General features: G+C 64.7%; 18 protein-coding genes. 13 read left to right on the plus strand and 5 right to left on the minus strand.

Annotated features, from left to right (window positions below; genetic code table 11):
* Window positions 1-65 precede the first annotated feature (65 nt).
* From BerOc1_RS12880 to BerOc1_RS12915, 8 genes are all read left to right on the plus strand, one after another.
* Window positions 66-1130 carry a UDP-glucose--hexose-1-phosphate uridylyltransferase gene (locus BerOc1_RS12880; protein ID WP_071546081.1) on the plus strand — a complete coding sequence of 355 codons (1065 nt, stop codon included), beginning with the start codon at window positions 66-68 and terminating at the stop codon, window positions 1128-1130.
* On the plus strand, window positions 1130-2440 hold the full coding sequence (locus BerOc1_RS12885) for a galactokinase (RefSeq protein WP_071546082.1): 1311 nt from the start codon (window positions 1130-1132) through the stop codon (window positions 2438-2440). Before BerOc1_RS12880 ends, BerOc1_RS12885 begins: the two co-directional genes overlap by 1 nt.
* On the plus strand, window positions 2437-3465 hold the full coding sequence (locus tag BerOc1_RS12890) for a LacI family DNA-binding transcriptional regulator (RefSeq protein ID WP_071546083.1): 1029 nt from the start codon (window positions 2437-2439) through the stop codon (window positions 3463-3465). Before BerOc1_RS12885 ends, BerOc1_RS12890 begins: the two co-directional genes overlap by 4 nt.
* Window positions 3456-4508 carry an aldose epimerase family protein gene (locus BerOc1_RS12895; protein WP_071546084.1) on the plus strand — a complete coding sequence of 351 codons (1053 nt, stop codon included), beginning with the start codon at window positions 3456-3458 and terminating at the stop codon, window positions 4506-4508. Before BerOc1_RS12890 ends, BerOc1_RS12895 begins: the two co-directional genes overlap by 10 nt.
* 36 nt (window positions 4509-4544) lie before the next feature.
* Complete coding sequence (locus BerOc1_RS12900) at window positions 4545-5642, plus strand: ABC transporter ATP-binding protein (protein ID WP_071546085.1); 1098 nt, start codon at window positions 4545-4547, stop codon at window positions 5640-5642.
* Between the two features lie 79 nt (window positions 5643-5721).
* Window positions 5722-6978 carry an ABC transporter substrate-binding protein gene (locus BerOc1_RS12905; RefSeq protein WP_129586537.1) on the plus strand — a complete coding sequence of 419 codons (1257 nt, stop codon included), beginning with the start codon at window positions 5722-5724 and terminating at the stop codon, window positions 6976-6978.
* Between the two features lie 73 nt (window positions 6979-7051).
* Entirely contained in the window at window positions 7052-8170 is a 1119-nt protein-coding gene (locus BerOc1_RS12910) for a carbohydrate ABC transporter permease (RefSeq protein ID WP_071546086.1), read from the plus strand.
* Window positions 8171-8998 (plus strand): carbohydrate ABC transporter permease, encoded by an 828-nt coding sequence (locus BerOc1_RS12915; RefSeq protein ID WP_071546087.1) that lies wholly within the window; start codon window positions 8171-8173, stop codon window positions 8996-8998. It abuts the gene before it with no gap.
* Between the two features lie 433 nt (window positions 8999-9431).
* Here BerOc1_RS12915 and BerOc1_RS19430 read toward each other — a convergent pair whose 3' ends face one another.
* The 5 genes from BerOc1_RS19430 to BerOc1_RS12935 form a co-directional block, all read right to left on the minus strand.
* Window positions 9432-9560: a hypothetical protein gene (locus tag BerOc1_RS19430; protein ID WP_278248069.1), complete on the minus strand. Its 129-nt coding sequence runs from the start codon at window positions 9558-9560 to the stop codon at window positions 9432-9434.
* Window positions 9561-9705: 145 nt separating this feature from the next.
* Window positions 9706-10434 (minus strand): tetratricopeptide repeat protein, encoded by a 729-nt coding sequence (locus BerOc1_RS12920; protein WP_071546088.1) that lies wholly within the window; start codon window positions 10432-10434, stop codon window positions 9706-9708.
* Window positions 10435-10592: 158 nt separating this feature from the next.
* Entirely contained in the window at window positions 10593-11060 is a 468-nt protein-coding gene (locus tag BerOc1_RS12925; RefSeq protein ID WP_071546089.1) for a TadE/TadG family type IV pilus assembly protein, read from the minus strand.
* A gap of 13 nt (window positions 11061-11073) precedes the next feature.
* Window positions 11074-12405 (minus strand): TadE/TadG family type IV pilus assembly protein, encoded by a 1332-nt coding sequence (locus BerOc1_RS12930; RefSeq protein ID WP_084641502.1) that lies wholly within the window; start codon window positions 12403-12405, stop codon window positions 11074-11076.
* A complete protein-coding gene (locus tag BerOc1_RS12935) occupies window positions 12308-12697 on the minus strand; it encodes a TadE/TadG family type IV pilus assembly protein (protein WP_071546090.1) in 390 nt (129 codons plus the stop codon). Before BerOc1_RS12935 ends, BerOc1_RS12930 begins: the two co-directional genes overlap by 98 nt.
* A gap of 264 nt (window positions 12698-12961) precedes the next feature.
* Between BerOc1_RS12935 and BerOc1_RS12940 the strand changes: the two genes are divergently transcribed.
* The 5 genes from BerOc1_RS12940 (at window position 12962) to BerOc1_RS12960 (ending at window position 17930) form a co-directional block, all read left to right on the plus strand.
* Window positions 12962-14347, plus strand: a complete 1386-nt coding sequence (locus tag BerOc1_RS12940) for a sigma-54-dependent transcriptional regulator (RefSeq protein ID WP_071546091.1) — start codon at window positions 12962-12964, stop codon at window positions 14345-14347.
* A 462-nt stretch (window positions 14348-14809) separates the two neighbouring features.
* Window positions 14810-14995, plus strand: coding sequence for a Flp family type IVb pilin (locus BerOc1_RS12945; RefSeq protein WP_071546092.1), 186 nt, complete (start codon window positions 14810-14812; stop codon window positions 14993-14995).
* A 127-nt stretch (window positions 14996-15122) separates the two neighbouring features.
* On the plus strand, window positions 15123-15671 hold the full coding sequence (locus tag BerOc1_RS12950) for an A24 family peptidase (RefSeq protein WP_071547116.1): 549 nt from the start codon (window positions 15123-15125) through the stop codon (window positions 15669-15671).
* A 12-nt stretch (window positions 15672-15683) separates the two neighbouring features.
* Window positions 15684-16496, plus strand: a complete 813-nt coding sequence (cpaB, locus tag BerOc1_RS12955; RefSeq protein WP_071546093.1) for a Flp pilus assembly protein CpaB — start codon at window positions 15684-15686, stop codon at window positions 16494-16496.
* A gap of 9 nt (window positions 16497-16505) precedes the next feature.
* On the plus strand, window positions 16506-17930 hold the full coding sequence (locus tag BerOc1_RS12960) for a type II and III secretion system protein family protein (RefSeq protein WP_071546094.1): 1425 nt from the start codon (window positions 16506-16508) through the stop codon (window positions 17928-17930).
* The last annotated feature ends 3 nt before the right edge of the window (window positions 17931-17933 follow it).

Consider the following 17933-nt stretch of genomic DNA (forward strand, 5'->3'; position numbering starts at 1 on the left):
GAGGGGCCGGGAGCCTTGGGAAAGGCTTTCCCTCCGGGGCGACCATCTAGGGCTGAGGGGAAGGCATGTTTTTCGAGGACCATCCGCACAGGCGGCTGAACCAGCTCACCGGCGAGTGGGTCCTGGTTTCTCCGCACCGCACCAAACGGCCCTGGCAGGGCCAGCAGGAAGCGCCCGACCGGGCGGCCCTGCCTGCCTATGACGAGCACTGCTACCTCTGCCCCGGCAACGGCCGGGCGGGCGGAGCGGTCAACCCCCTGTACGACGATACCTTTGTCTTCACCAACGATTTCGCTGCGCTGCTGCCCGAGCCGCCCGAGGCCGGACTGGCTCCCCAGAGCGACGGCCTGCTGGTGGCCGAGGCCGAGACCGGCACCTGCCGGGTCATCTGCTATTCCCCGCGCCACGACCTGACCATGGCCAGGTTGGGCAGGGACCGGGCCGCGCGGGTGGTGGACGTGTGGTGCGACGAGTTCGCCCACCTGGGCTGGCGCGAGGACATCGGCTACGTCCAGATATTCGAAAACCGGGGCGCGGCCATGGGCTGCTCCAACCCGCACCCGCACGGCCAGATATGGGCCACCCGGGGGGTGCCCATGTACCCGGCCGTCGAGGACCGCCGCCAGGCCGGGCACCTGCGGGACAAGGGCAAGTGCCTGCTGTGCGCCTACCTGGAGACCGAGCTGGCGCGGGGCGAGCGGATCGTCTTCGAGAACGACTCGTTCGCGGTCCTGGTGCCGTTCTGGGCCCTGTGGCCCTTCGAGACCATGATCCTGCCCAAGGGGCACCTGGCCAACATCCTGGAGATGAGCCCGGACCAGCGCAGGGACCTGGCCGACGCCATGGTCCGGCTGAACGTGCGCTACGACAATCTTTTCCAGACCTCGTTCCCCTATTCCATGGGCATCCACCAGGCCCCGACCGATGGCGGCGGGTATCCGCACTGGCATTTTCACCTGCACTACTACCCGCCGCTGCTGCGTTCCAGGTCGGTCAGGAAGTTCATGGTCGGCTACGAGATGATGGCCATGCCCCAGCGCGACCTGACCGCCGAGTCGGCGGCCGCCCGGCTGCGCGAGCTGTCCGAGGTCCACTACATGGACGCTCCGGGCACCGGAGAGGGCGCGTAATGGCCACCGCGGCCGCCTACGCCGAGGCCCTGCGCCGGGGAGCACTGGACCCGGTCCTGGCCGAGCTGTACCGGCCCGGGGACGTGGCGGCCCAGCGCGCCCGCTATCTCGACCTTCTGGACTGTTTCGAGTCCCGTGTCGGGCCCGGCCCGGCGGTCCTGGTCCTGGCTCCCGGTCGGACCGAGCTGGGCGGCAACCACACCGACCACAACCTGGGCGTGGTCCTGGCCGCCGCCGTGCACTTCGACTGCCTGGCCGTGGCCCGAGGCAACGACGACGGGGTGGTGCGCATCCGGTCCAAAGGGTTCGAAGGCGAAATTGTTGTGGATCTGGGCAACCTGAGCCCGAGGGCCGGTGAGGCGGATACCTCCATGGCCCTGGTGCGCGGAGTGGCCGCCGGGCTGGCCGAAAGCGGCCGCAAGGTGGCCGGGTTCGACGCCTGCGTGGACGGCGAGGTGCCCATGGGCGCGGGGCTGAGCTCCTCGGCGGCCTTCGAGATACTGGTCGGGCGGATTTTCAGCGAGCTTTTCAACGGGGGGGAGTGCACGCCCCTGGAACTGGCCGTGGCCGGCCGCGCGGCGGAGAATACCTATTTCGGCAAGCCGTGCGGACTGATGGACCAGATCTCCTGCGCGGCCCAGGGCATCCTGTCCATCGACTTCGCGGACCCGGCCCTGCCCGTGGTGCGGGAGGTGGACTTCGACTTCGAGCGCACCGGATACCGGCTGGCCGTGGTCGACACCGGCGGCAGCCACGCGGACCTGACCCCGGACTACGCGGCCATCCCGGACGAGATGGGCCGGGCCGCCCGCGCCCTGGGCCAGGCCCACGCGCGCGGGCTGACCGTGGACGCGGTCCTGGCCCATGCCGGGCGCATCCGCGAGGCCGCCGGGGACCGGGGCGTGCTCCGGCTCATCCATTTCATCGAGGAGACCGACCGCGCCGCCGAACAGGCCGAGGTCCTGGCCGCAGGGCGCATGGACGACTTTCTCCGGCTGGTCCGCAGGGCGGGTGATTCCTCCTGGCGGCTGCTGCAGAACTGCATCTCGGCCACCGATCCGCTCGACCAGCCCATCCCCCTGGCCCTGACCCTGACCGAACGGTTCCTGCGCGGCCGGGGCGCGTGCCGCATCCAGGGCGGCGGGTTCGCCGGGACCATCCAGGCCTATGTGCCCGATGCGTGCTTTGCGGCCTACGCGCAGTATATGGAGGAGATATTCGGGCAGGGCGCGGTCATGCCGCTCAAGGTCCGCAGGCCCGGCTTCGAGCGTATCTCACTCGACATGATCGACGGGGAGGGGCGGGCATGAGCCAGTTCACCATCAAGGACCTGGCCCGGACGCTGGGCGTGTCGCCGTCCACGGTATCCCGCGCCCTGCGCGGTCACCCGGACATCAGCCCGGCCACCAAGCAACGCGTGGCCGAGGCGGCCGAGAAGTATCACTACCACCCCAACCAGCTCGCCCAGTCCCTGCAGAAAAAACGCAGCAACGTCATCGGGGTCATCGTACCCGCCATTCGGCATCAATTTTTCTCCAGCGTCATAAGTGGGATAGAAGAACTCGCCTACGACAACGGCTATACCATCATGGTCTGCCAGTCCAACGAGACCCTGGCCCGCGAGATCCTCAACGTCCAGGCGCTGGTGGCCAACCGCGTGGCCGGGCTGCTCATCGCCATCTCGTCCGAGACCACCTCCCACGAGCACCTCTCGCGGGCCATGCGCCAGCACGTGCCCCTGGTCCAGTTCGACCGGGTGGTGGAGGGACTGGACACCGGCAAGGTGGTGGTGGACGACTACGCGGCCTCCTACGGCGCGGTGGAGCATCTCATCCGGTCCGGCTACCGGCGCATCGGCCACATGGCCGGGCAGGACGGCATCGCCCTGAACCGCAAGCGGTTCGAGGGGTACCGCGACGCGCTTGCGGCCCACGGCCTGCCGCTGGAGGAGAAGTTCCATCTGCACGGCGGGTATCGCGAGGAGGATGGGCGGGCCGGGGCCGAGCGCTATCTGGCCATGGACGAGCTGCCCGAGGCCATCCTGGCCATCAACGACCCGGTGGCCGTGGGCCTGTTCACCCGGTTCAAGGAGGCCGGCGTGCGCATCCCGGCGGACGTGGCCCTGGTGGGCTTTTCCGACACCCCGGTGGCGGCGCTCATCGACCCGCCCCTGACAACGGTGCACCAGCCCGCCTTTGAAATGGGCCGGACCGCCGTGTCCCTGCTGCTGCGCCAGTTTGACGAGGGCGCGGACTTCGTGCCCGGGACCGTGGTGCTCAAGACCGAATTGCGCGTGCGGGGCAGCTCCGCCCCAAGGGGGGGATTATGCAACTGAGTTCGCGTCCCTTCGGCACAACCCGGGACGGCGTTCCGGTGGAACTGTACACCCTGTCCAACGCGGCGGGCATGGAAGCGGACATCGCCACTTTCGGCGGCGCGCTGGTCCGGCTGACCGCGCCCGACCGGGACGGGAACCTGGCCGACGTGGTCCTGGGCTACGACGATCTGGACGGCTACCTGGACGACCAATGCTATTTCGGCAGGCTGGTGGGCCGCGTGGCCAACCGCATCGGCGGGGCGCGCCTGGTCCTGGACGGGCGGGAGTACGCGCTGGACCGCAACAACGGCCGCCACCACCTGCACGGCGGGGCGGGCGGGTTCCACAGCCGGGTCTGGAAGGCGGAGCCCATCGAGACCCGGGTCGGGCCCGCGCTGGTCCTGCGCCACGAGAGCCCGGACGGGGACCAGGGCTATCCCGGCAACCTCGCGGTCTCGGCCATCTACACCCTGACAGGCGACGGTCTGCGCCTGGATTTTTCGGCGGCCACGGACAAGACCACGGCGGTCAACCTGACCGCCCACTCCTATTTCAACCTGAGCGGGAGGCCGGGCGAGGACTGCCTGGGCCACGTCCTGACCATTCCGGCACGCCGCTGCCTGGAGACGGACGCGGAACTGATCCCCACCGGGTGCCTGGCCGAGGTGGCCGGGACGCCCCTCGATTTCAAGGCCGGGGTTGCCATCGGCGCGCGCATCCGGCAGGATTTCCTGCCCCTCGTGAACGGCCACGGCTACGACCACTGCTACGTGCTCGACAGCCGGGCCGGGCTGCGGCCGGCGGCCTCGGTGGTCGAACCGGTCTCGGGCCGGGGCCTGGAGGTCCTGACCACGCAGCCGTGCGTCCAGTTCTATTCCGGCAATCACATCCCGGAAGGCTTGCCCGGCAAGGGCGGCGCGGTTTATGCTGAGCGGTCGGGACTGTGCCTCGAGCCCCAGGGGTTCGTGGACGCACCCGGGCACGCCCCCTTCCCGGAGGTCGCGCTGCGCCCGGGCGAGGCGTACAGGCAAACGATTTTGTACAGGTTTTTCGTGAAGTAGCGCAGCAGTGCGCACAGGCAAAAAGAGACGGTCAACATGGCTAACGTGCAATTGAAGAAAGTGGTCAAGCGGTACGGCGACGTGGAAGTGGTCCACGGTATCGATCTCGACATCCCGGACAACGAGTTCATCGTCCTGGTCGGCCCTTCGGGCTGCGGCAAGTCCACGGTGCTGCGCATGATCGCGGGGCTGGAAAAGATATCCGGCGGCGAGGTGTTCATCGGCGGCAGGCTGGTCAACCAGGTCTCGCCCAAGGACCGCAACGTGGCCATGGTCTTCCAGAACTACGCCCTGTATCCGCACATGTCCGTGCGCGACAACATGGGCTTTTCCCTGAAGATGCGCGGCCAGGGCGCGGACGAGATCGGGGCCAAGGTGGACGAGGCGGCCCGCGTTCTGGAGCTGACCCCGTATCTCGACCGCAAGCCGTCCGAGCTGTCAGGCGGCCAGCGCCAGCGCGTGGCCATGGGCAGGGCCATCGTCCGCCAGCCGGACGTCTTCCTGTTCGACGAGCCCCTGTCCAACCTGGACGCCCAGCTGCGCACCCAGATGCGCATGGAATTGCGCAAGATGCACATGAAGCTGGCGACCACGACCATCTACGTGACCCACGACCAGATCGAGGCCATGACCCTGGCCGACCGCATCGTCATCCTCAAGGACGGCCACATCCAGCAGGTGGGCACGCCCATCGACGTGTTCGAGCGGCCCGCCAACGCGTTCGTGGCCCGGTTCATCGGCAACCCGCCCATGAACATCCTGGAGGGCACCTTCCGGGTGGAGGACGGACGCCGCTACGTCCAGGCCGGGCCGTCCAAGTTCCCGGTGGCCGAGGCCCAGGGCGGCCCCCTTCAGGACGGCTCGCCCGTGCTCGCGGGCATTCGCCCGGACTCCATCAAGATGGGCGACCGCATCGAGAAGCTGCCCGAGGAGTGGATGTGCCAGGGCGAGGTGGTTGTCTCCGAGATTCTCGGCGGGCACTCCCACCTGGAGATCGTGGTGGACGGCGAGAACGAACTCATCGCCGAGGTCGAGGGCAGGGTGGTGGCCCACCCCGGCGAGATCGTGCCCATCGGCTTCGAATTCAACCGGATGGTCCTGTTCGACCCGGAGACGAAAGAGGCGATTTATTAAATTTGCGGTTCGACAACCGTTTGATTTGCTTGATATCTGATTGTCCGAAGTGGAGTTTGCAAACCTTTAGGAGGTACGTATGAAAAAGGCTTTTGCGAAAATGTTGATCGTGTTCGCGGCCGCGCTGCTCATCGGCGCTCCGCAGGCGGCCCAGGCCAGCGATCTGAAGGGTGAACTGGAGATTTTCTCCTGGTGGGCAGGCGACGAAGGTCCGGCTCTGGACGCGTTGATCGAGATATACAAGAAAGAGAACCCCGGCGTGAAGGTCATCAACGCCACCGTGACCGGCGGTTCGGGCGTCAACGCCCAGGCCGTGCTCAAGACCCGCATGCTCGGCGGCGAGCCGCCGGATTCCTTCCAGGTCCACGCCGGGCAGGAGCTCATCGGCACCTGGGTCAAGGCCGACCGCATGGAAGACCTGACCCCGCTGTTCAAGGAACAGGGCTGGCTGGACGCCTTCCCCGAAGGGCTGATCAAGCTGATCGGCACCGACAAGGGCATCTGGTCCGTGCCGGTCAACGTCCACCGCTCCAACGTCATGTGGTACATCCCGGCCAACCTGAAGAAGTGGGGCGTGCAGGCTCCCAAGACCTGGGACGACTTCCTGGCCATCGCGCCCAAGCTGAAGGCCGAGGGCGTGGTGCCCCTGGCCCTGGCCCAGAACTGGACCGCCAACCACCTGTGGGAATCAGTGGCCCTGGCCTCCATGGGCGCGGACAACTGGGACGCCCTGTGGGCAGGGAAGCTGTCCTTCGACTCCCCCGAAGTGGTCAAGGCGTGGGAACTGTACGGCAAGGTCCTGCAGTACACCAATTCGGACGCCTCCTCCCTGTCCTGGCAGCAGGCCACGGACATGGTCGTGGACGGCCGCGCCGCCTTCAACATCATGGGCGACTGGGCCGCCGGCTACATGTCCACCACCAAGAAGCTCGCCCCGGGCGAGGGGTACGGCTGGCTGGCCTCTCCCGGCACCGAGGGCACCTTCATGTTCCTGGCCGACTCCTTCGGCCTGCCCAAGGGCTCCCCGCACCGCGACAACGCCGTCGCCTGGCTGAAGGTCCTGGGCTCCCAGGAGGGCTCGGACGCCTTCAACCCGCTCAAGGGGTCCATCTCGGCGCGCAAGGACTCGGACCTGTCCAAGTACAACGCGTACTCCCAGTCCGCGGCCAAGGACTGGAACAGCAACCGCGTGGTCGGTTCCCTGGTCCACGGCGTGGCCGCCAACGACACCTTCAAGAACGGTTTCGCCTCCATCATGGAGATGTTCCTGAAGGCCAAGAACCCCCAGGCCGCTGCCAAGGCGTGCGCGCAGCTCGCCAAGAAAGCCGGCATCTAGCTAGAATATGAACCAGCCGCGCCGCGCCGGGAAAGCTCCCGGCACGGCGCGGCCCGACCAACCGGATTTGCCTATGCGGGAAGCCTCGCTCGATAAACTGAAAGCGTTCCTGACGCTTCTGCCGTCCATGATCCTCGTCGGCGTCTTCGTCTACGGGTTCATCGGCAACACCATCTGGACCTCCATGACCGACTGGGGCGGCTCGGGCGCCATGGCGCTCGAACCGCAGAAGCATTTCGTCGGCCTGGAGAACTACATTGATCTGTTCACCGGATTTCTGGGCGGCAATTTTCGCCAGGACCTGGTCAACGCGGTCTACTATTCGGTCATGCTCCTGGCCGGGGCCGTGGGCCTGGGCATGTTCATCGCCATCCTGCTCGACCAGAAGCCCAAGGGCGAGGACCTGCTGCGGACCATCTTTCTCTACCCCATGTCCCTGTCCTTCATCGTCTCCGGGACCATCTGGCGCTGGCTGCTCGCCCCCCAGGGCGGAGTCAACGTCCTGCCCAAGTATCTCGGTTTCGAGCCGCTGACCTTCAAGTGGCTGTCCAGCCAGTCGGCCGTCCTGGTCTTCAACTGGCAGGACATCCTGCGCATCCTGGTCTACGTGGCGGCCTTCATCCTGATCCTGGTCGGCGTGTTCAAGCTGAAGAAGGACGCGGGCCGGGCCATGAAGCGCTGGCTCATCCCCGGCATCGTGCTCGGGGCCCTGGTCTGGGTCTTCGGCTCCATCCTTCCGGACGCCCTGTTCATGGAGGAGGAGCACGGCTTCAACCTGGCCACGCTGGGCATCATCATCGCCACCATCTGGCAGTACTCGGGCTACACCATGGCCCTGTACCTGGCCGGGTTCAACGGCATATCCCAGGACCTGCGCGACGCGGCCATGCTCGACGGCGCGTCCCACGCGGGCTACTACCGCCACGTGGCCATCCCCATGCTCAAACCGATCACCATCTCGGCGGTGATCATATTGTCCCACATCTCGCTGAAGATGTTCGACCTGATCTTCGCCATGACCGGGCCGGACAACGCGGCCACCGGCCACCCCGCACTGAACATGTACCTGACCACCTTCCGGGGCAACGAGTTCTCCAAGGGCGCGGCCATCGCCATCGTCCTGTTCCTCATCGCGGCCATGTTCATCGTGCCCTACCTGGTCGGCCAATACCGCCAGCAGGGGAGGCGCTAGATGACCGCCCGGAAATTCACCCTCGGCAACGTGTTCCTGTACGGAACCCTGGCCCTGCTGTCCCTGTTCTTCCTCATGCCCGCCTATATGGCGGCCGTGACCGCCCTGAAGCTGCCCGCGGACATCAGTCTGCCCACGGCCTGGGAATGGCCGTCCGTGGTCAACTGGTCGAGCTTCTCCGACGCCCTGGCCAAGCTCAGGCCGGACTTCATCAACTCGCTCATCCTGACCATCTGCGGCACGGCGGGCTCCACGGTGCTCGGTTCGCTCAACGGGTACGTCTTCTCCAAGTGGAAGTTCAAGGGCTCGGACGTGATCTTCACACTGTTCCTGTTCGGCATGTTCATCCCCTACCAGGTCATCCTGATCCCGCTGTTCCAGACCCTGCGGGCCATGAACCTGTACGGCGGCCTGCCCGGCCTGATCCTGGCCCACATAGTCTACGGGCTGCCGATCACCTCGCTCATCTTCCGCAACTTCTACGCCCAGATTCCCACGGCCCTGATCGAGTCGGCCCGGCTGGACGGCGCGGGTTTCTTCTCCATCTACCTGCGCATCGTCTTCCCTCTGTCCATCCCCGGGTTCGTGGTCACCTCCCTGTGGCAGTTCACCCAGATCTGGAACGAATTCCTGTGGGGCATCTGCCTGACCCGCCACACGGCCAACCCCATCACCGTGGGCCTGGCCAACCTGGCGGGCGGCCAGGCCGTCACCTGGAACCTCCCCATGGCCGGCTCCATTTTGGCCGCCTTGCCGGTGCTGGCCATCTACATCTTCCTAGGAAGGTACTTCATCCGGGGCTTGTTGGCCGGTTCTGTGAAGGAGTAGGCCAGCGGCTTCCGATAGCGGGCCATCTGCACATTTTTTCCGGCGGGCGCTGATCCTCGCGTAGACGGCTACGCTGCGGTCAGCGCCCGCCGGAAGAAAATGCACAGCTGACCCACTCTCGAAAGCCTATCCCGGGCGCGGGGGACTGAGCCGCTGTCGGGTACTGCGCACCCGAATCGCTCCAAAGAGAAGAAAAAGGGCCTCCGACTTGATGAGAGTCGGAGGCCCTTTTCTTGTGCGGCCAACCCCGCGAAGCGGCGATAAAAAAGTTTAGGAGGGGAGAGGGGATGGGGGGTCCGGGGGAAGGGGAGAGGGGAAGCCCTTTTCAAAGGGTTCCCCTCTCCCCTTCCCCCGGCCGCCGGAGGCGCGGTAAAGGAAAAGGCCCGGACGGGTGTCCGGGCCTTTTTTTGGTGTATCTGTTTGGTCGGGGGTCCTAGTTGCGGTCGCGGTCTTCCTCTTCGGAAGAACGTTCGTCCTTGCTCTCCGAGACGTTTTCATCCCACAGCCCGCAGCTGTGATCGATGCAGGAGAGGCACGGTCCGGGATAATCCATGTTGGGCATAGTCGCCTCCTGGGTATAGGTACGGAAAGGCCCGACGCGAAACGCCGAGCTGATCACACTTGAGCATACGTGATAAATAAGCACCAAACCGGACTTGGCAAGGACTGGTGCGAAAAAAAGTGTGGCCCGGGGAAGGGAAGGTCGGCTAGGCGTGTTTCTGGCAGTATTTGAGGAACTTCTGCGCTTCGACGAAGGCGGGGTTGATCTTCAGGGCCTGTTCGAGGTTGGTCACGCAGTGGTCATTGTGCCCTTTTTCGAAATAGACGCGGGCCAGGTTGAAGTAGACGTTCTCGTCGGTGTCCACGATCTCCAGCGACTTCTCGTAGTAGCGGATGGACTCGTCGTAGTGGCCGTTTTTGCGCAGGGATATGCCGAAGGAGTTGAACTTTTGGCGGAACTCGAAGGTGAACGCCTCTTCCAGGCCGAGCAGGGTGTCCAGGACCTTCTTGAGCTTGTCGAAATCCTTTTTCTCGGAATAGACCTCGCCCAGCCCGTAGTGGGCCTCGATGTTCCTGTCGTCGATCATCAGGGCCTTGAGAAACTGCCGTTCGGCCTCATCCAGGTCGCCGTTGACAAAGGCGTCCTGGCCCATCTCGATCTTGCGCCGCAGGGTCTCCAGGGCCGGGACCGTATGCACCCGGTAGTAGGTCGGTTCCGGAGTATACTGCCTCAGGAAGTCCAACTCGCCGAGGACGCTGCGCACGCCCGAGGGGACGTGGTGCGCGTTGAGAGGCTGGATCTCGAACTGTTCGGGGGAGAGCTGGCGGGCGTACCAGTAGGTGACGTTCTCATGTCTGACGGAAGTGCCGCCTGTGCCCACATCGGCCTCGATCGACAATGAATATACACCGAGAATAGCCGGATAATCGTCCACGGCTGAAGACTCCCTTATTGATCTTTCTGCATGTTCGGGCCGAAAGGAAAGTAATGCAGGTCAAGGCATATATCAATACCAAATATTGATCGAGGGCGGAGTGGAGTCCCGAAAAAGGCCCTTGGTAGGGCCTTTTTCGGGACTATGGAAAAACCGGTTTAGTTGCACGGCTTCCAGGGCTCGTTGACCTTGCGGTCGAATCCCCGGAGCGGGATGGTGTCCGGCAGCAGCGGGGCGACCAGGGGGGTGAACGGCTCGTAGTTGTAGACCACGGCCACCTCGGCCAGTTGGCAGGGCGCGCCCGGGTCGTTGTCGATGCCGTCACCCGTGGCCCGCACGTCGGGCCAGGAGCGGACGGAGATCACTATGTTGGACTGCTTCAGGGTGGTCAGCCCGGCCTGGGTGGCCTCGATGATGTCGTTCAGCCGGGTGCCCTCTTCCGCGCCCCGGCCGGTGGCGGCGTAGCGGGCGCCGAGCTGGGCGGCCTTCTGCACGGTCATGTATGCGTACACGGCATTGCCGCCTTCGATCACGGCCATGACGAGCATGAACAGGATGGGCAGGATCAGGGCGGTTTCCACGGCTGCCAACCCTGCTCGGCGGGTGTTGTTGCGGTTCTTGTGCATGGCTAAACCTCCCTTAGAGCAGGCGCCAGCCGAGCTGCTTGCCGATCTGCTTGAAGATGTCGGGAATGTCGTACACGGACGGGGCGTCGAAGTAGTGGTCGTCGGTCCCCTGCTTGCTCGAGGCGATCTGTTTCATCAGGTTGATGTCGGTGTTGTCCGAGGAGCCGAAGCGGATGGAGAAGATCTCGATGCCCGCGTCCTTGGCCGCCTGGGCCTCGGCGAGCATGTCCGCGTTGAGCACGCCGCCGTCGTTGCAGTGGGCGGTGTCCACGCCCATGCCGTAGTAGGCGTTGGTCCAGTAGTTGTTGGGCCGGTACGAGGCGCGGTAGGACCCGCCGCACTCGCCGTCCTCGGTGTCGCCGTCGGTGAGCACGATCATGATCTTGCGGAAGTCCTCCTTGTCCCCGGCCTGGGTGAACGGCGGGGTTGGGGTGAGGATGTTGCGCGCCCACTTGATGCCCTCGGAGATGACCGTGCCCGAGGCCGCACCGGTGGCGGTCTGGGAGTCGATGGCCGCGACGATCGTTCGCTTGTCCTTGCTCAGGGGCAGCACGGCCGGGATGTTGGAGCAGGTGTCCAGGGTGATGTAGGACCGGTAGTAATAGGGCAGGGCGTAGTATTCGTCCATGAAGTCCTCGTGGATGCCCTGGTTCAGGGAGCCGTCCGCGTTGACGCAGCCCTTGGCGTAGCCGTCCACGGCTTCGCCAAGGCGGATTTTGCCGCGGAAGGGCACCAGGCCGACCTTGGTGTCCGGTGTGGTGCCGTCCGGGATGAGCAGGTCGGCCAACTCGTTGGAGGCCCGCTTGACCAGGTCGATGGGGGTGCCCTTCATGGAGCCGGAGTTGTCGATGACGAAGACCACCTCGAGTTTGTTGAAGCCCGCCATGGCGTTGGCCTCCACATAGCCGTCGGCCATGCCCAGGACCTCCATGAGGAGCACCTTGACTTCGGCCCGGGCCGTGACCTTGACGCTGCGGATTTCGGTGCCCGCCGAGATGTCCGTGACCACGGCCCCCTCCATGTTGTCCGCGACCATGTCCTCCACCGCCTGGCGGACCACGCCCTTGGACAGATCCGGGTCGTAGGGCAACTCCAGGCTCCCGGCCAGGGCGCCCGCGTCCACCGCGGCCTGCAGCCTGGTGTGGGTCATGTACATGTTGCCCATGTCCACGGCAATGCCCACCATCCCGATGAGGACGGGGAGCAGCAGAGCCATGATGGCGCTGGTGGAGCCCCGGCGGGCTCCCTTACGGGAGCGGCATGGTGGTCTGTGCGACGAACGTGGGGGCGGTGTCGTTTCCGAACATGTCTTGGCCGCTTTGCGAGCCGAACATCTGGTAAACATAGGAAACCTCTACTGTGACGGTGTTGGCAACGGTGTCGGTGGTCACCTTGGTGGACAGGCCATTGGAATCGAGATCGGCGAGGACGGCGGCCACAAGGCCCTCCACGTCGGCGTTCTCGCCTTCCATGACCACATGGCGCGCCCCTTCGCGGCTGGCTTCCACCAGGGCGGAGTAGGTATGCATGGCATTGCTGCCCTCCACCAGAAGCAGGATCAGAAGCACTATTACGGGAAGCAGCAGGGCGAATTCGACTGCGGCGATGCCCTGGCGTCTGTCATCTCTTCTTCTCATTCCCGTTCTCCTTGCAGTCCGGAATTGGCCCGGCGGAAGGCCGGTTCCACCGTATAAAGCATCGTGCGTGCCAAACCAGGATGGTTTCGTCAGAAGGATGCACACAACATGTCGTTTAAACAGGGTAAATTTTTTTGTGTTCCACCTATGGAGATGCCTGTGGAGGAATCGTCCGGACGGCTTTATCTATTTTTTATGGATAAGCGCCCCTGTTTCATGTAGGGTTGTCCTCACGCGGGAACTACACCATCAGGGAGCGAACCGGTGGCCGAGAAAATACTTGTGGTCGACGACGACCGCGCCTTTCAGGGAATGCTGGTCGAGGCGCTGGCCGACAAGGGCTACGCGGTGGAGACCGCGGCGAGTGCCGAGGAGGGCTTGAAAAAGGCCGGGGCATCGGGTTTCGATCTCATCCTGCACGATATCCAGCTGCCCGGCATGTCCGGATTGGAGGCGCTGGGACATCTGGCCGACGCGGCCCCGGGTGTGGACGTCATCGTCATGACCGGCTTCGGCTCCAAGGAGACCGGGGTCACGGCCATGCAGCAGGGGGCCTATGACTATTTCGAAAAGCCGTTCTCCCTGCGCGAGATGGAGGTGGTGGTCCGGCGCGCCCTGGAGAAGCGCCGCCTCCAGGTGGAGCTGGCCGAGCTGAAACGGCGCGGCGGGGGCAGCCCGCTGCACAACATCATCGGCCATAGTGCGCCCATGATGGCCGTCAAGGAGCGCATCGGCCGGGTGGCCGAACTCAACGCGGACGTGCTCATCATGGGCGAGACCGGCACCGGCAAGGAACTGGTGGCCGACACCATCCACGCCATGAGCGCGCGGGCCAAGGCCCCGTTCGTCAAGATCAACTGCGCGGCCATCCCCGAGACCCTCATTGAATCCGAGTTGTTCGGCCACGAGAAGGGGGCCTTCACCGGGGCGACCTCCATGAAGCAGGGCAAGTTCGAGCTGGCCAAGGGCGGCTCGCTCATGCTCGACGAGATAGGCGACATGCCCCTGCACCTGCAGCCCCGGCTGCTGCGCGCCGTGGAGCAGAAGCAGGCCGAGCGCGTGGGCGGGGCCAAGCCCATCCAGTACGACGTGCGCATCATCGCGGCCACCAACCAGGAGCTGGAGCAGCGGGTTCGGGACGGTGAATTCCGCAGCGATCTATACTATAGACTCAACGTGGCCACCCTGATTCTGCCGCCTCTGCGCGAACGCAAGTCCGACCTGCCGCAACTGGCCGAATTCTTCCTGGACCGGGCCAACCGCAGGCTCGGCACGGACATCGCCGGGGTCTCGCCCGAGGCCATGGAGATTTTCTTCAACTACGACTGGCCGGGCAACGTGCGCCAGTTCGCCAATGCCATCGAGCGCGCGGCCATCTTCTGCACCTCCACCCGGATCACCCCGGCCGAGGTGGACCAGGCCTTCTCCAACGCCCGGCCGTGCGGTGACAGCGGGGTGTGCGTGCCCACGGGCGAGGGACTGCCCCTGAAACAGGCCCTCATCGAGTATGAGCGGGCCTTGATCGAGAACGCCCTGCGCGTCTGCGGCGGCGTCCAGACCGAGGCCGCCACGGCCCTGGGCGTGTCGGCCAAGAACCTTTGGAACAAGCTGCAAAAGCACCGTATTGATCCGATATTATTCAAAAAATAGCTTAACAGCCTCAACCGGTCCGCCCCTTGCGGGCGGCGTGCGCCGAGTCAACCTCCACATTTTGTGGTCTCCCACACCTCGTTACTCCCTTCATCCAGGGGATTTCCTCGCCTTTCAACTCCGGAAAGGTCCCTTCGAGCCACTTTGCACAAGTTGATCTATTAAAAATGGATACTTTAACATATTGAATTTGTATACTAAATAATTTGATCGGAGTGAAAGGTTCCACGACGGGACTCTATTATTCGTAGATTTCGAGGCGTTGGAAGGTCATTCGGACGGGGGGCGGGGCTGGCTGATTGTGAATGGGAAATTTTTATTCCTTTTTATAACAAGTGGTTGAATTGAAGCTGTTCACTCGTTTTCCGCTCTGGCACGCGGGTTGCTCAAGGGAGGGCGTGGCTGGTGCTGAAAGGCACTGAAAAAAATTTAAGACTCGAATTTAAACCAAGGAGAACGACAATGACCAAGCTGATGAACCTCATCCGTGACGAAGAAGGCGCGACCGCCATCGAATACGGCCTGATCGCCGCCCTGATCGCCGCCGGCATCGCCGGCGCCACCCAGCTCCTGGGGGAGCAGGTCGTCGCCACCTTCAACTATGTGAAGACCAAGATGGCCGAGGCCATGACGACCCCGGCAAGCTAGACTTTCAACCGGAAGCAGCCAGAGCAGCCGAACCGGGGCTGGCGGGATGGTCCCGCGAGCCCCGGTTTTGTCTCCGGGGGAAAGCGGAGACAACCAAGTCGGTCTGCCCCTGGCCATCGGGGGAACCATGGATATTCTCGTCACCGCCGTGCTGGCAACGGCACTCGTCGCCGCATCCGTCACCGACATCAGGAATCAACGCATCTACAATTGGCTGACCTTCCCGCTCATCCTGTCCGGGCTGGCCACGCACACCGTGTTCGGCGGATTCGCCGGGCTGAAGTTCGCGGCGAGCGGCTTCGCCCTCGGGTTCGCGGCCATGGCCATTCCCTATTTCCTGGGCGTGATGGGCGCGGGCGACGTCAAGCTCATGGCCGGCGTGGGGGCCTGGCTCGGCCTGGACGCCACGCTGACCGCGTTTCTGTGCACCTGCATGGCGGGCGGCGTGTACGCGCTCGGCGTCCTGGCCTTTGATCGCAAGACCATGATGGCCGTGCTGCGCAACATCGCCAACGTCTTTCTCGTGTTCATCGCGACGCGCAGCTTCAATTTCGCTCCCACGTCCACGGAAAAGGCCCTGCCCAGGCTCTGCTACGGCCTGGCCATCGCCGCGGGCACCTTTACGGCCATGGGCCTGTACGCCTGGCGGACCGGTTCCATCCACATCGGATATTAGAGGAGGGACGTCATGAGCAAGTCAACCAGAGCCCTGGTCCAGATCGGCCTGTCCCTTGTCCTCGCCGTGGTCGCGGGCGCCCTCATCTTCAATTGGGCCAGCAGCGTGAAGCGGGTCGCCCCGGCGGCCTCGGCCGACGCCACCGTGCCGGTGGTCGTGGCCAAGACGGACCTCGGACGCGGCGTCAGGCTGACCGGGGAAATGATTGAGGTCCGCAAGTTCACCGCCGACTCCGCTCCTTCCGGCGCCTTTGCGGATCCGCAGGAGCTGGCCGGGCGCGTGCTCAATCAGCCCGTGGGCCGGGGCGACGCCCTGACCCCTCTCAAGCTGGCCGACGAATCGGTCATCGGCGGCGGCGTGTCCGCGCTCATCGAGCCCGGCAAGCGGGCCATGGCCGTCAAGGGTAACTCGGTCATGGGATTGTCCGGCTTCGTCCGTCCCGGCGACCGGGTGGACGTCATCGTCTCCATGACCCAGGGCAAGGACGAGGAGCCGGTGACCAAGCTCGTGCTCGAGCAGATCAAGGTCATCGCCACCGGGACCCAGCTGTCCCCGCCCGACAAGGACGGCGAGGCCGCGTCGGTGGACGTCTACACCCTGGAACTGACGCCCGAGGAATCCGAACGCCTGGCTCTGGCCGCCACCCGGGGAACCCTCAATTTCGCCCTGCGGAACGAGCAGGACAAGGAACGGGTCCTGACCAGCGGCTCCACGGTGCCCAAGACCCTAGCCGCCCTGCGTCCCCAGGCCGCCCGGGCCGCGAGCAGGCAGGCTTCCAAGGTCGAGGTCATCATGGGCGGCACCCGTTCCTCGGTGAAGTTCTAGGAGACCGTCATGCGCAGTCAACGATCCATACGCATCGTCCACGCGGCCCTGGCCGTGCTGGTGCTCCTGCTGGCCTCGGCCGCGGCCCAGGCCGCGGTGTACGAGACCGAGGCCCAGAAGGAAATCCGGCTGGTGGTCGGCAAGTCCACGGTCATCAACACCGAGTCCAAGATATCCCGCGTCTCCCTCGGAGCCGACGACGTGGTCTCCATGGTGCTTCTGTCGCCCCGGCAAATCTACCTGACCGGCTCGGCGCTGGGTTCCACCACGCTGACCATGTGGACCGACGGCCATGTGTCCGACGTCGTCGACGTGGTGGTCACCCCCGACGTGACCCACCTCAAGCGGATGATCCACGAGATCATGCCCGACGAGCACAACGTCCAGGTGCTTTCGTCCGGCGATTCCGTGACCTTGTCCGGCCATGTATCCAGCGCCACGAACCTCTCCTCGGTCCTGGCCCTGGCCGAGGCCGCAGCGCCCGAGAAGGTGGTCAACCTGCTCTCCGTGGACGGCATCCACCAGGTCATGCTCGAGGTCCGCGTGGCCGAGATGTCCCGCTCCGTGATCAAGCGCCTGGGCATCAACTTCGCGGCCTTCGGCTCCAATTTCTCCATCTATTCCATCATCAACAACCTGACCAGCTACGACGCCGAGAAGGGCATCTTCAACCTGACGGACAACATCAACATGACCGGGGCCTATCGGACCGGCAACACGAGCGTCTACGGCATGCTCGACGCGCTCAAGTCCAACGGCCTGGTGCGCATGCTGGCCGAGCCCAACCTGACCTGCGTGTCCGGCGAGCCCGCCGAATTCCTGGTCGGCGGCGAAGTGCCCATTCCCATGCCCAGCGCGCTGGGCACCGTGTCCATCGATTACAAGCCGTTCGGCATCGGGCTGAAGTTCACGGCCACGGTCATGTCCACCGGCAGGATCAACCTGCAGGTCAACCCCGAGGTCTCGGAATTGGATTACTCCAAGTCCGTGCCCGTCCAGGGGTACGAGGTCCCGACCATCTCCACCCGCCGCGCCAATACCGTGGTGGAGCTCGCCGACGGCCAGTCCTTCGTCATCGCGGGCCTGATCAGCGATTCCCTGAAGGAGAATTCACACAAGTTTCCGGGACTGGGCGAGATTCCGGTGCTCGGCACCCTGTTCAGCTCCAAGGATTTTTCCAGCAACAAGACCGAACTGGTCGTTCTGGTGACCGTCCATCTGGCCAAGCCCGTGGACATGGCCGCCCAGACCCTGCCCACCGACGGGTTCCGCGAGCCGGACGACAAGGAATTCTATCTCTTCGGCCTGCTCGAAGGGCAGGGCGGGCCCGGCGGACACGTCCCGGCCGGGCGGACCGGCGCCGCCGAACCCGGCACCGTGATCCGTCCCGAATCCGGTTTCGACGGGGAATTCGGCCATTCCTGGCCCAACTGATCC

The sequence above is a fragment of the Pseudodesulfovibrio hydrargyri genome (genome assembly GCF_001874525.1).
In the GTDB taxonomy this organism is placed as follows: domain Bacteria; phylum Desulfobacterota; class Desulfovibrionia; order Desulfovibrionales; family Desulfovibrionaceae; genus Pseudodesulfovibrio; species Pseudodesulfovibrio hydrargyri.

Bases quoted from the DNA above. Each gene is read 5' to 3' on its own strand.
- BerOc1_RS12880 (WP_071546081.1), top strand. From the start codon at position 66: ATGTTTTTCGAGGACCATCCGCACAGGCGGCTGAACCAGCTCACCGGC.
- BerOc1_RS12885 (WP_071546082.1), top strand. From the start codon at position 1,130: ATGGCCACCGCGGCCGCCTACGCCGAGGCCCTGCGCCGGGGAGCACTG.
- BerOc1_RS12890 (WP_071546083.1), top strand. From the start codon at position 2,437: ATGAGCCAGTTCACCATCAAGGACCTGGCCCGGACGCTGGGCGTGTCG.
- BerOc1_RS12895 (WP_071546084.1), top strand. From the start codon at position 3,456: ATGCAACTGAGTTCGCGTCCCTTCGGCACAACCCGGGACGGCGTTCCG.
- BerOc1_RS12900 (WP_071546085.1), top strand. From the start codon at position 4,545: ATGGCTAACGTGCAATTGAAGAAAGTGGTCAAGCGGTACGGCGACGTG.
- BerOc1_RS12905 (WP_129586537.1), top strand. From the start codon at position 5,722: ATGAAAAAGGCTTTTGCGAAAATGTTGATCGTGTTCGCGGCCGCGCTG.
- BerOc1_RS12910 (WP_071546086.1), top strand. From the start codon at position 7,052: ATGCGGGAAGCCTCGCTCGATAAACTGAAAGCGTTCCTGACGCTTCTG.
- BerOc1_RS12915 (WP_071546087.1), top strand. From the start codon at position 8,171: ATGACCGCCCGGAAATTCACCCTCGGCAACGTGTTCCTGTACGGAACC.
- BerOc1_RS19430 (WP_278248069.1), bottom strand. From the start codon at position 9,560: ATGCCCAACATGGATTATCCCGGACCGTGCCTCTCCTGCATCGATCAC.
- BerOc1_RS12925 (WP_071546089.1), bottom strand. From the start codon at position 11,060: ATGCACAAGAACCGCAACAACACCCGCCGAGCAGGGTTGGCAGCCGTG.
- BerOc1_RS12930 (WP_084641502.1), bottom strand. From the start codon at position 12,405: ATGTTTACCAGATGTTCGGCTCGCAAAGCGGCCAAGACATGTTCGGAA.
- BerOc1_RS12935 (WP_071546090.1), bottom strand. From the start codon at position 12,697: ATGAGAAGAAGAGATGACAGACGCCAGGGCATCGCCGCAGTCGAATTC.
- BerOc1_RS12945 (WP_071546092.1), top strand. From the start codon at position 14,810: ATGACCAAGCTGATGAACCTCATCCGTGACGAAGAAGGCGCGACCGCC.
- BerOc1_RS12950 (WP_071547116.1), top strand. From the start codon at position 15,123: ATGGATATTCTCGTCACCGCCGTGCTGGCAACGGCACTCGTCGCCGCA.
- cpaB (WP_071546093.1), top strand. From the start codon at position 15,684: ATGAGCAAGTCAACCAGAGCCCTGGTCCAGATCGGCCTGTCCCTTGTC.
- BerOc1_RS12960 (WP_071546094.1), top strand. From the start codon at position 16,506: ATGCGCAGTCAACGATCCATACGCATCGTCCACGCGGCCCTGGCCGTG.